An 11,982-nucleotide genomic window follows, 5' to 3' on the forward strand; every position below is an offset into this window, starting at 1 on the left:
GGCACCGCATCGAACGACTCTGGAGAACGGCACCGTGACGACCGAGCAGTCCGCCGCGAGCGGCGACCAGGAGATCGCCAGGCGGCGCGACACCCTGGGCGCGGTGGCGGCGTCCTCCACGTTCCACGACGATCTGGGCCACTTCATGCTGGTCTACAAGTTCGGGCTCGCCGAGATCGGCACGAAGATCTCGATCCTCGCCGAGGAACTCGCCCACCGGGGCCGCGGCAACCCGATCGAGCACGTGCTCCCCCGCCTCAAGACCACCCAGAGCCTCACCGCCAAGGCGCACCGCATCGGCTGCCCGCTCAACCTCGACGACCTGCGCGCCCGCATCCGCGACATCGCCGGCATCCGCATCGTGTGCAGCTTCGTCTCGGACGTCTACACGGTCGCCGACATGCTCACCCGGCAGCCCGACGTCACGCTGGTGCAGACCAAGGACTACATCGCCCGGCCCAAGCCGAACGGATACCGCAGCCTGCACCTGATCGTGGAGATCCCGGTGTTCCTCTCCGACCGCGTGGTGTCCGTGCCGGTCGAGGTGCAGCTCCGCACGGTCGCCATGGACTTCTGGGCGAGCCTCGAACACAAGATCCACTACAAGTACGACCCGGACGTGCCGGCCGCTCTGCGCCAGGAGCTGGCCGCCGCGGCGGAGGACGCCGCCCGCCTCGACGTCCGCATGGAGCGCCTCCACCGCGAGATCCACGGCCCACGCCGGTAGTCCGCTTCGCAACACAAGGGGGGACCGCCCGGCCGTACCGGTGGTGCACTGCACGCAGCGCACATCGCCGGAGGTGGATCACCATGGCTCGGGAACTCATCGTCAGCACCGGCAACGCCGAGCAGGCCCGGCAGGAGGTGGCCGCCGCCGGCGGGCACACCCTGCTGGTGGCGTCGCCGCATCTCCTCGTCATCTCGCTGCCCGACGGCGTCGAGCTCGGCGCCGTCCCGTCCGTCAGCGCCGACACCGACGCCGCGCCGGCCGCGGAGCAGCAGGTCGCGCGGGCCTGGATCGCGCGGTTCGGCAGGCAGACCCGGCCGGAGGACCGGACGGCGCGGGCGGCGCGCGACGAGGCCGTCGCCTGGGACGCGCCGGGGCACGTGCCGCCCCGCTCGGTGCGGGAGGCGGTGGCGCGCTCCACCGACACGCCCACGAGCGTCGTGCTCACCGGGTCGGTCGCGGTCGGCGTCGTCGTGGTCTCCGGGCCGGCCGTGCCGCCGTACTGGCTGCCCCTGCACGGGTCCTTGAAGTACGTCTCCGCGGGACTCGCCGGCGTCTGGGGCGTCAACGTCGACGACGCCGTCTACCGGCTCGCCGGGACGTTCTGGGAGCAGGTGCCGGGGGCGCTCAAGCAGGTCTCCGCGGGCAGCGAGGTCTGGGGCGTCAACGCGTCGAACCAGATCTACCGCCGCGACGGCACCGCGTGGACGCGCATCGACGGCTCGCTCAAGCACGTCTCGGTGGCGAACGACGGCACCGTCTGGGGCGTCAACGCGCAGGACGAGGTCTACCGGCGCGACGGCACGCGCTGGGTGCAGGTCCCCGGCTCGCTCAAGCAGGTCTCGGTGGGCGGCGCCGGCAGCGTCTGGGGCGTGAACCGGCAGGACGAGATCTACCACTGGACCGGCACCCGGTGGGCGCAGGTCCCCGGACGGCTCAAGCACGTCTCCGTCGCGCCGGACGGCGCGGTGTACGGCGTCAACGCGGACGACAAGATCTACCGGCGGCTCGGCACCGTGTGGGAGCAGCTGACCGGACGGCTCAAGCAGATCTCCGCGTCGTCGGCGGCCGTCCAGTGGGGCGTCAACGCCGAGGACGAGATCTTCCGCCACGACCCGTCCCTCGGGCTGGTCTTCACCCAGGCCGACAAGGGCCTGGTGATGTCGGAGGTGATGGAGGGCCTGGCCTACCTGGCCGCGGAGGGCGCGCCCGAGGGGGTGACCTTCCTGCCCGAGTGGCACTTCCCGGACGTCAACGCGCCGACCGGCAATGGGCACGACTACGAGGACATGGAGGCGCCCTGGCGCAACGCGGCGCTCACCCAGCTCGGCCACTCCGGCAACCGGGACGGGTCGCGGCAGTTCGTGCGGTCGCTGCGGCAACGGCTGCGCACCGATTGGGCGTACGTCGCCTACTTCACCAAGTATCCGCTGCACCACTTCGCCTACGCGGGCGAGGAGCGGCTGGTCATGGAGTACGACAACGACGGCTGGGGCACGAGCCAGATCAACCGGGTCTTCGCGCACGAGTCGTGCCACATCTTCGGCGCGGCCGACGAGTACGGCGGCTGCGGCTGCGGCGCGAGCGGGCACCACCGGATCCCGAACAACAACTGCCGCAACTGTACGTCCAACCAGGTGCCGTGCCTGATGGACGGCAACACGCTCGCCCTGTGCCCGTGGACGAAGGGCCAACTGGGCTGGGCGCTGTGGACGCGCGTCGGCGGCGCGCTGAAGCACGTCTCGGCCGGCGCCGACGGCGAGACCTGGGGCGTGAACGCCGCCAACCGCGTCTACCGGCGTACCGGGGACGTCTGGACCCAGATCTCCGGCGAGCTCAGCCAGGTCTCGGTCGGCGACGCCGCCAACGTCTGGGGCGTCAACCCCGCGGGCAAGATCTACCGTCGTACGGGGAGTCAGTGGACCGAGGTTCCCGGCCGGCTGCGGCACGTCTCCGTGGCCTCGGACGGCACCGTGTGGGGTGTCAACGCGCAGGACGAGATCTACCGGCGCGACGGCAACGCGTGGACCCAGATCCCGGGCGCGCTGCGGCAGGTCTCCGCCGGCAACGCGGCCACCGTCTGGGGCGTCAACGCCGCCGGGAAGATCTACCGGCGCAGCGGCGACGTCTGGGAACAGATCGCCGGATCGCTCAAGCACGTCGCCGTGGCCTCGGACGGGACGGTCTGGGGTGTGAACCGCCAGGACGAGATCTACCAGCGCGACGGCAGCGTGTGGCGGCAGTTCCCCGGCGCGCTCATGCAGGTGTCGGCCGGCAGCGCGTCGGTGATCTGGGGCGTCAACGCGGGAAACACTATCTACCGCCTGCGGTGAGGGCCGGGCACGGCCGGCCCCCACCGGCGCGTCCCGCGTCAGCGCGTGGCCTGGAAGACCAGGTTGAACGGGGTCTCGGCGACCCGGCGGAAGCCGGTGAAGCCGGCCCCGGTCGCCACCTCGCGCAGCCGCTTCTCGCCGGCCTGCGCGCCGAGGGCGGCGCCGACCTCCTGGGAGAGCGAGTTCGGCGTGCACAGCAGCGTCGAGGCTCCGTAGTAGACGGCGCTGACCGGGTTGAGGTTGTCGCGCAGCGTGTCGCCGGCGTGCGGCTCGACGATGAGCAGCGAGCCGCCGTCGGCGAGGCGCGAGCGCAGGTGGGTGAGGACGCCGGCCGGATCGCCCATGTCGTGCAGGCAGTCGAAGAGGCAGATCAGGTCGTAGACGCCGGTGAGCTCCTTCGCCGCGCCGGTCTCGAAACGGGTCCGATTGGCGACACCGGCCTCGGCGGCCCGCTGCCGCGCGGTCTCGATGGAGCCGCCGTGGTAGTCGATGCCGACGAAGGTCGAGCCCGGATATTCGGCGGCCATCAGGATCGTGGAGGCGCCGAGCCCGCAGCCGACGTCGGCGACCCGGCAGCCGTCGCGCAGCGCCGCCTCGACGCCGTCCATCGCGGGGATCCACTCGGCGACCAGGTGCGCGTGGTAGCCGGGGCGGAAGAAGCGCTCGCACCCCTCGTACAGGTCGTGGTGGTGCTCGTGCCAGCCGACCCCCTCGCCGGTGCGGAAGGCGTCGATCAGCCGGTCGGTGGAGCGGACCGCCGCCAGCAGCAGCTCGAAGCCGCCGATGACGCAGGCCGGGCTGTTCTCGTCGGTGAGCGCCACGGCCTTCTCGGCCGGCAGGGAGAAGCGGTCGTCGCCGTCGAGCTCGACGTAGCCGGCCGCGGCCTGCGCCGACAGCCACTCACGGACGTACCGCTCGGCGGTGCCGGTACGCTCGGCCAGCTCGGCGGGCGTGACCGGCTTGCCATCGGCCATCGCGCGGTAGAGGCCCAGCTTGTCGCCGATCACGGCCATCGAACCGGTCAGCATCGAGCCGAAGTCGCCGACGGCCTTGAAGACGAACTCCATCAGGCGCTGCTCGTTCAGGGTTGAGGTAGTCATGCGGCGGGACGCTAATCGGGCCGATTTCCGTTTCGTGTCCGCTTCCCGTCCGCACCGGCCGCGCGAAGCGCGCACAATCACCGGCATGCCCGGCGAGCTGCGCATCCGGTTGTTCGGCGGCTTCCACGCGGAGGTCGCCGGCCGGCCCGTCGTCGAGTGGCATCGCAGCGCCGCCCTCTCGCTGGTCAAGCTGCTCGCGCTCACCCCCGGCCACCGCCTGCACCGCGAGCGCGCCGTCGACCTGCTCTGGCCGGCCGTGCCGTCGCGCCTCGACAAGGCCCTGCACTTCGCCCGGCGCGCCCTGGGCAGCGATCATCTGCTGCTGCGCGACGAGATGGTCTCGCTGCTCGGCTCGCCCCTCTGGATCGACGTCGACGCCTTCGAGGAGGCGGCCCGCGGCGGCGACCTGCACGAGGCCCTTCGGCTGTACGCCGGGGAGCTGCTGCCCGAGAACAGGTTCGACTCCTGGGCGTCGCCGCGCCGCGACCAGTTGCGCGACGCGCTCGCCACGGTTCTGTTGTCGCAGGCCGCCGCGTCGCAGTCCCGGGGTGACCGGCGCGCGGCGATCGGGGCGCTGGAGCGGCTCGTCGAGGCCGATCCGCTGCACGAGGAGGCGTACGCCCGGTTGATGGCCCTGGAGGACCGCCACCGGGCCCTGCGCCGCTACGAGCAGATCACCGGCCGGCTGGAGGAGGAGCTCGGCGTGGCGCCGGGCGCCGCCCTGCAACGGGCCCACCGCGCCCTGCTCGACCGGTCCGGCGTGCCCGGCGGGGCGGAGGAGCGCAAGCTCGTCACGGTGCTCGACGCCGACTTCCGCGGCGGGGCCGGCGACGGCGACCCCGAGCGGGCGCGCCGGGAGGCGGCGGCCTGGACCGGCATGCTCGGCGAGATCGCCGGGCGCTGGGGCGGCACGGTGCGTCCCCGGGTCGGCGGCGGCGTCATCGCGGTCTTCGGCTACCCGGTGGCCCACGAGGACCACGCCTCGCGCGCGCTGTGGGCCGGCTTCGAGATGCTGCAGCGCTGCCCCGCCCCGCTGCGGCTCGGCGTCGACACCGGCGAGATCATCGCCCCCGACCCGCCGTCGGAGGCGCTGGACGACATCGGCGGCGCGGTGCTCGACGGCGCCGGGCGGCTGCGCGAGGCCGCTCCCCCGCGCACCCTCCAGGCCGCCGGGCGCACCCGCCGGGCGGCCCGCCGAGGCGCCTTCCGCTTCGGCGGCAGCCGGCTGCTGGCGGCGTCGTGGGCCGCCGAGCAGCAGGTCACCGGCGAGCCACCGATGGCCGGCCGGGCCGGCGAACTGCGCGCCGTGCTGGCCCTCGTCGACGAGGCGGTGACCGCCCGCGACCCGCGCCTCGTCACGGTCGTCGGCGCCGCCGGCATCGGCAAGAGCCGCCTGATCCGCGAGGCCGTGCTGGAGGCCGTGGCCGCCCGCCCCGGCATGCGGGTGCTGCGCGGCCGCTGCCTCGCCGCCGGCGACGGCATCACATACTGGCCGCTCGGCGAGATCCTGCGCGACGCCTGCGACATCCCGCTCGGCGCGCCCGCCCGGGTCGCCGCCGCCCGCCTGCGCCTGGCGGTGCAGCAGCTGGGCCCCGGCACGGCGGCTGTTCCCGCCCCACGTGCCGCCGCCTCGTCACCGGCGGCCCCGGTGGACGCCACCGTGCACGCTCTCGCCGCCGGGGCCGCGATCCGCCTGCCGGGCAACCCGCTCAACGACGCCGCCCCGCGCACCGTCGCCGACGAGCTCGGCCGCGCCTGGCCCCGCTTCGTCACCGCCCTCGCCGCCCGCGGCCCGCTGCTGCTCGTCATCGAGGACCTGCACTGGGCCGGCGCGCCGATGCTCGACATGCTGGCCCGCCTGGTCGCCCGCTCGGCCGGGCCGATCGTGGTGCTGGCCACCGCCCGGCCCGAGCTGTTCGAGACGACCGCGCTGGCCGGCGCGTCCGTCGTCTCCCTGGGTGCCCTGTCCGACGACGCCGCCCGCGAGCTGGTCAACGCCCTCCCGCACGATCCGCGCCGGCGCGACGAGATCCTCGCCCGGGCCGAGGGCAACCCGTACTTCCTCGGGCAGCTCGCCGCCCACCTCGCCGAGGGCGCGTCCGGCGCGGCCCTGCCCGACACGCTGCACGCGCTGCTCGCCGCCCGGGTCGACGCGCTGCCCACGGCGGAGAAGAGGCTGCTCCAGGCGGCCGCGGTGATGGGCCGGGTCTTCTGGACCGAGCCGCTGCGCGACCGCCGCGACCCCGAGGCCCTCGCGTCGCTCGAACGCCGCGGCCTCGTGCTCGCCCGCCCCGCGCCCGGCCCCGACGGCCGCACCGAATACGCCTTCCGGCACGCCCTGCTGCGCGACGTCGCCTACGCCGCCCTGCCGACCGCCCAGCGCGCGACCGGCCACGCGGACATCGCCGCCTGGCTCGAGGAGATCTCCCGCGAGCGGGTCGACGAGGTCATCGAGCTGGTCGCCTTCCACTACGCGGCGGCCGCCGACAACGCCGAGACCGACGACTGGGTGCGCGGTAAGGCGTTCCGCTCGCTCATCGACGCCGGCATCGGCGCGCGCCGTCGTTACGCCGTGCAGAAGGCCCTAGATCTGCATCGCCGTGCCCTGCGCTACGCCGCGGATCCCGCCGAGGCGTGGGAGGCGATCGGCGACGACCACGAGACCGCGTACGCCGGCGACGAGGCCCTGAGCGCGTGGCGGGAGGCGATCGCGCTGAGCGTGGGCGACCGCCGTGCCGCGCTCTGCCTGAAGTCCGCGCAGATGACGGTGACCCGCTGGGGCGGCTTCCGGGCGCCCGCCGACCCGGCCCTCGGCGACCGGGTCATCGACGAGGGGCTGGCGGCCGTCAGCGACCCGTCCCTCAAGTCGATGCTGCTGTCGCTGCGCGCCCTCTGCGGCACCCGCTGGGCGTGGACCGGCCGCCCCGACCCCGTGCCGCTCGCCCGCCGGCGCCAGGCCTCCGCCACCGCCGAGACCCTGGCCGAGCGCCTCGGCTCGACCGCGCTGCGCTGGCTCGCCCTGCTCGGCAGGTCCTCCGTGCATTTCCAGGAGGGCCGCTACGACGACGCGGTCCGCGACGTGCTCGAGCAGAACGCGCTCGTCGAGCACGACGGCACCGACCGCGACCGGGCGCTGGCCCACGCCATCGCCTCGCTCGTGCTGGCCGATGTGCGCGGCGACCACACCGGCGCGCTGGAGCACGCGATCCGCTCGTACGACTGGGCCAGGAACCTGTCCCCGCACGACCGGCTGCACGGCACCTGCGCCATGCTCACCTGCCTGGAGAATTTGGACCGCCGCGACGAGATCGACCCGTACCTCGACGAGCACCTGACGCTGCGCCAGGGACCGGAGGCGGAGATGGCGTGCCCGTACATCAGGCTGGGTGTGGTCGTCGGCGCGCTCTCGCTGGCCCGCCGCGGCGAGACGGCCGAGGCCCGCAGGGTGGCGGCCACCGTACCGCTGGAACTGAAACAGCCCGGCAACGCCGAGGCGATGCGCGCCCTGCTCCACATCGAGCTCGGCGAGGCCGGCACCGCCCGCGACCTGGCCCGGCACATCGTGCCGCTGGGCCGCCGCCCCGGCCCCGAGGAGATCCCCCGCGAGGCGCTGGCGCTGGTGGAGGCCCTGTCCGCCCTCGGCGACCACGCGGCGCTGCGCGACTTCCTGCCCACCGCCCGCGCGGCCGCCGGCTACCTGGCCCCGATCGGCCCCGTCTGCGACCGCGCCGAGGCCAAGATCCTGGCCGCGGCGGGCGACCACGCCGCCGCCACCGCCCTGATGACCCGCGCGGCCGCCGAGTTCGGCCGCATGGCGCTCCGCTTCGAGGCAACGCGCTCCGTGCCCGTCTCGTAAGCTCACCCACGATGCGACTGATCACCGACCGCCTGCTGCTGCGCCCCCTCCGCCCCGGCGACGAGGCCGACGTGCTCGCCTACCGCGGCCGCGCCGACGTCTCCCGCTACCTCGAGAGCGAGCCGATGACCCCCGGCGACGTCGAGGGCTTCATCGCCGAACGCGCCACCGCCACCAGCCTCGACAAGGACGGCGACCGCATCCTGCTCGCCGCCGAGCTGGACGGCCACGTCATCGGCGACGTGCGCCTGCGCGCCGGCCGCCTCGAGGACGCCCAGGGCGAGCTCGGCTGGGTCTTCCACCCCGGCCACCACGGCAGGGGTTACGCCACCGAGGCCGCCCGCGCCCTGATGCGCCTCGGCTTCGAGGACCTGGGCCTGCACCGCGTCTGGGCCCAGCTCGACCCCCGCAACAAGGCCTCAGCCCGCGTCTGCGAACGCCTCGGCATGCGCCAGGAGGCCCTGCTGATCGAGGAGTCCCGCTTCAAGGGCGAATGGGGCGACCTGGCCATCTACGCCCTCCTCGCTCGCGAGTGGACAAGCACGCGGAAGTAGCCGTGAGGTGAACGGCGGACGTCCTCGCGAGGGATAGACAGGCATGATCGTTGCCCATTAGCGTGTGCCGATCTCGCCGGGCCGCTCACGGCCCGGCGTTCCTTGCCGCATGTCACGAGGGGATTCACCATGCGCAAAACCACTCGCCGCCTTCTGTCCGGCCTGGCCGCGACCGTCACCACCGTCGGCCTGGCCGCCACCCTGGGCGCGACTCCGGCCCAGGCACAGGCCGACGGCGACGCCTACACCCAGTCCTGGATCGCCAAGGGCTACGTCGCCCACGCCGGCTACGTCTACTTCACCGCCCTGGGCGAGAAGTTCACCCTCTTCGACTCCGACGCCGACGGTGCCGGCATCTCGGTGCAGTACTACGTGAACGGCGCCTACCGCGAGGAGCTCTACCTCGGCACGGGCAACGGCACCGACAAGACCTTCGACCGCTCCTTCGCCGAGGGCGCCGCCATCCGCTTCCGCATCTGCCTCATCGACAACGGCGTCATCCAGGACCCGACCTGCGCCTGGGACGGCGCCACAGCCTGACGATCCGCGCGGCCGGGCCGATCCCCCACAGTCGGCCGGGCCGCGCGCCGGCAACGGGCACGCGGTCGCGGTCTTCGCCGAAGCCCGCGCACTGCTCACGCCTCATTATGGCTCCGGGATGCGAGGTCAAGATTCGGCCGATGGCGGCAGGGCAGCATGACAAGATGGATCAATGCTCATCAGCGCATTCGATCACTACGTCTTGTCGGAGAGATTCGTTACGACGGCCAAGGAATTGCGCGAATTTATCACCGAGGTCGAAGCCGTTGCCGCCCGAGATGGCTGTGACGTGTTCTGGCGAGGGCAAGCTGACCATCGATGGGGAGTCACTTCGTCGTTAGCGCGAATAGCCGACTCTCCCGCCGCTCTTACGGACGCGGAACTCGCCACCGCAGAGAAGCGCCTGCTGACGGAGGCGAAGCAATGGGTAACCTCGTTGGCGACACCACCGGCCAACGATCTCGAGTGGCTGGCCTTGCTGCAGCATCACGGAGTGCCGACCCGAATGCTCGACTTTACTCCGGATCCGCTGATTGCAACCTTCTTCGCGTCGGAAGCCCACGACGACATCGAAGGGCGCATATTCGGAATCCTGGTACCTCACCGCGACATGCGCCTCACTGCAGCCGACGTGGCCACCTTCGACATCAGTAACGTCCCGAGCGGTCAAATCCGGCTGTGGCAACCGGGACCACACGTCTCGCCGAGACTCGCCGCACAAAGTGGCGTCTTCGTCGTGGGAAAGCTTCCGTCCACGCAGGTGGCCAGGTTTGTCAACGACAAGGCAACGAATCCCAGTGAGCGTCTCATGGTGAGGTCCGAGATCGTCTCGATCATGTCCATACCCCTTTACATGTTGCCGCTCGGGACGACACGGCGGAGCACATCGACCGTATTGAGCTGCTTCACCGCGCGAATTCACGTCGACAAATCTTCCATCAGGGACCAACTGTCGAAGAAGGCGAACAGGGGAGACTTGCGTCCGTCGGGTTCGAAGATCGATCATGCGTACTGCTATCCCGACGTCGAGGGAATGGTCCGCTATTCGCGGGTCCTCAAAGCGGTCAACAGAGGCTTGGGCTGACAGAGCCCTTGCGGCACCTCTGCGTTCCCGTAGTGGCGAGGGCGCGCGGAGTGCACAATGCGAACCTGAGTCAGGAGCAGACCTGCGCCCGGGCGCACCCGGCCCCGCGGACATTCGCTTGCGGATCTCGGCGGGCTGGTCGGTCATGGCATGGACAGCATCCACGCGCCGAGGATCGGCGGGATCGCGGACAGGATGAGGATGGGTGGCGTGGAAGCTCGGGGCGACCTCGCCGCGGCGGCCAGTAAAGGGGCGAGTCCCGTCCACAGGAAGAAGCCCTCACGAAGAAGAAGATCGCGCCGATCACGAAGATCAGGGTTGCCTCGAGGTGGCAGGCGATTCGGAAGCTCCTGAACGCGGGCATCACGATCGGCGAGGCGGTGAGTCGGTGGCCCGGCGCACCCAGCCGACCGGCGCCCTCATTCGCGCTCGCGCCTCGGACGTACTTGAACGCGTTCAACCATGTGACCGATCTTAGGGTGGCGGCCGGAGGGCGGCCGGGCCGGGTGTGCCGTCAGGCGCCCGCGGTGATCGGGTAGTTGGCGCGCAGCGTTCCTCCGGGGTCGAGGCGCTGCTTGACCGCGCGCAGGCGGTCGAGGGTCGGTGGGTCGAAGGCGTCGGCGGCTGTGTCGCCGGGAGACAGGGCGAAGTAGGGCTTGCGGGGGCTCACCGACTTGCCGAGGCGGGTGGTGAGCTCGTCGAGGCCGGCTCGGGTGGCGGGGATCGGGGCGCCGAAGCAGTAGATGTAGTACGGCTCGGTGAGCGGGCCGAACGGTGTGCTGGACGGGCCGGCGAGGGCGCCGCCCGTGTGGCGCAGCTGGACGCCGAAGACCGGGGCGAGGGGCTGCGCCAGCAGCGCGCTCTCGGCCTCGTCGAGGCTGGTCAGCAGGAGGCTGCGGCTGGTGCCGGCGCTCGGCTCGATCGGGTCGGCCGTGATCTCGCCCAGGTCGGCGGGGGTCATGGCGCGGCGGGTGTCGGCGATGGTGGGTTTGCCGAACGGGCGTAGCAGCTCCTCCGCCTCGGCGGCCGGGCCCAGGTAGGTGACGTCGACCGCGACGAGCGGGTCGGCGCCGGGGAAGCTCGCCAGGCCGTACCAGAGGGTCAAGCCCTTGCCCGCGGACGCGGTGACCTCGCGGAACGTGTCGAGGACGGCGGATGCGCGGTCGGCCGGCCAGACCATGCGGCCGCCGTAGACGGACGGCGCGGGGTGCAGGGCGAACTCGACCGCCGTGACCACCGCGTAGTCGCCGCCACCGCCGCGCAGCGCCCAGAAGAGCTCGGCGTCGGACTCGGCGGTCACCCTGCGGCTCCCGCCGTCGGCCGTCACCACGTCGAGGGCGGTCACGCTGTCGGCGGCCCAGCCGTGCGCGCGGCCGAACCAGCTCAGGCCGCCGCCGAGCGTGTAGCCGGTGACGCTCACGATGGGCGAGCTGCCGGCCAGGCCGGTGAGCCCGTGCGCGGCCGCCGCCCGCTGGACCGCTCCCCACCGTACGCCTGCTCCTGCCCTTGCTCTGCCCGTCGCCGGATCGACGTGCAGCTCGTCGAAATCGGTGAGGCGCAACAGGATCGCGCCGTCCGTGTTGCCCGAGGCGCCGTGGCCGCCCGCCTGCGTGGCGACCGTCAGGCCGTTGCCGGCGGCGTACCGGAGAAGCGACGCCACATCGTCGGCGCCGGCGGCCTCGACGACCGCGGACACTGTCTGGTCCTTGAGGTTCCACGGCCGTGCGGCGGCGTCGAACCCGTCATCACCGGGCTTCAGCACCCGGCCCCGTAAGAATTCCATGTGCC

The 11,982-nt window shown here is 72.6% G+C and carries 8 protein-coding genes; 6 read left to right on the forward strand and 2 right to left on the reverse strand.

Features of this window, described 5'->3' with window-relative positions; all coding sequences use genetic code 11:
• Positions 1 to 34: 34 nt before the first annotated feature.
• Entirely contained in the window at positions 35 to 727 is a 693-nt protein-coding gene (locus Ade02nite_RS41180) for a GTP pyrophosphokinase (RefSeq protein WP_239169421.1), read from the forward strand.
• An 83-nt stretch (positions 728 to 810) separates the two neighbouring features.
• Positions 811 to 3,060 carry a tectonin domain-containing protein gene (locus Ade02nite_RS50495; RefSeq protein ID WP_203775922.1) on the forward strand — a complete coding sequence of 750 codons (2,250 nt, stop codon included), beginning with the start codon at positions 811 to 813 and terminating at the stop codon, positions 3,058 to 3,060.
• A gap of 38 nt (positions 3,061 to 3,098) precedes the next feature.
• On the opposite strand, the gene Ade02nite_RS41190 is transcribed toward Ade02nite_RS50495, so the two are convergent.
• The gene (locus tag Ade02nite_RS41190) at positions 3,099 to 4,160 is read right to left on the reverse strand and encodes a methyltransferase domain-containing protein (protein ID WP_203775924.1); all 1,062 of its coding nucleotides are present in this window, start codon (positions 4,158 to 4,160) and stop codon (positions 3,099 to 3,101) included.
• Between the two features lie 85 nt (positions 4,161 to 4,245).
• Between Ade02nite_RS41190 and Ade02nite_RS41195 the strand changes: the two genes are divergently transcribed.
• The 4 genes from Ade02nite_RS41195 (at position 4,246) to Ade02nite_RS41210 (ending at position 10,194) form a co-directional block, all read left to right on the forward strand.
• Complete coding sequence (locus tag Ade02nite_RS41195; RefSeq protein WP_203775926.1) at positions 4,246 to 8,016, forward strand: ATP-binding protein; 3,771 nt, start codon at positions 4,246 to 4,248, stop codon at positions 8,014 to 8,016.
• Between the two features lie 11 nt (positions 8,017 to 8,027).
• Positions 8,028 to 8,570 (forward strand): GNAT family N-acetyltransferase, encoded by a 543-nt coding sequence (locus Ade02nite_RS41200; RefSeq protein ID WP_239169422.1) that lies wholly within the window; start codon positions 8,028 to 8,030, stop codon positions 8,568 to 8,570.
• 129 nt (positions 8,571 to 8,699) lie between these two features.
• On the forward strand, positions 8,700 to 9,110 hold the full coding sequence (locus Ade02nite_RS41205; protein WP_203775928.1) for a hypothetical protein: 411 nt from the start codon (positions 8,700 to 8,702) through the stop codon (positions 9,108 to 9,110).
• A 172-nt stretch (positions 9,111 to 9,282) separates the two neighbouring features.
• Complete coding sequence (locus tag Ade02nite_RS41210; protein WP_203775930.1) at positions 9,283 to 10,194, forward strand: FRG domain-containing protein; 912 nt, start codon at positions 9,283 to 9,285, stop codon at positions 10,192 to 10,194.
• Between the two features lie 514 nt (positions 10,195 to 10,708).
• Here Ade02nite_RS41210 and Ade02nite_RS41215 read toward each other — a convergent pair.
• Positions 10,709 to 11,977, reverse strand: coding sequence for an FAD-binding oxidoreductase (locus Ade02nite_RS41215; RefSeq protein ID WP_203775932.1), 1,269 nt, complete (start codon positions 11,975 to 11,977; stop codon positions 10,709 to 10,711).
• Between the last annotated feature and the right edge of the window lie 5 nt (positions 11,978 to 11,982).

The organism is Paractinoplanes deccanensis (assembly GCF_016862115.1).
GTDB classification, from domain to species: Bacteria; Actinomycetota; Actinomycetes; order Mycobacteriales; family Micromonosporaceae; genus Actinoplanes; species Actinoplanes deccanensis.

What these genes read in the sequence shown, in the direction of transcription:
- Ade02nite_RS41205 (WP_203775928.1), top strand. Translation starts at nt 8,700, where the DNA reads ATGCGCAAAACCACTCGCCGCCTTCTGTCCGGCCTGGCCGCGACCGTC.
- Ade02nite_RS41210 (WP_203775930.1), top strand. Translation starts at nt 9,283, where the DNA reads ATGCTCATCAGCGCATTCGATCACTACGTCTTGTCGGAGAGATTCGTT.
- Ade02nite_RS41200 (WP_239169422.1), top strand. Translation starts at nt 8,028, where the DNA reads ATGCGACTGATCACCGACCGCCTGCTGCTGCGCCCCCTCCGCCCCGGC.
- Ade02nite_RS41215 (WP_203775932.1), bottom strand. Translation starts at nt 11,977, where the DNA reads ATGGAATTCTTACGGGGCCGGGTGCTGAAGCCCGGTGATGACGGGTTC.
- Ade02nite_RS41195 (WP_203775926.1), top strand. Translation starts at nt 4,246, where the DNA reads ATGCCCGGCGAGCTGCGCATCCGGTTGTTCGGCGGCTTCCACGCGGAG.
- Ade02nite_RS41190 (WP_203775924.1), bottom strand. Translation starts at nt 4,160, where the DNA reads ATGACTACCTCAACCCTGAACGAGCAGCGCCTGATGGAGTTCGTCTTC.
- Ade02nite_RS50495 (WP_203775922.1), top strand. Translation starts at nt 811, where the DNA reads ATGGCTCGGGAACTCATCGTCAGCACCGGCAACGCCGAGCAGGCCCGG.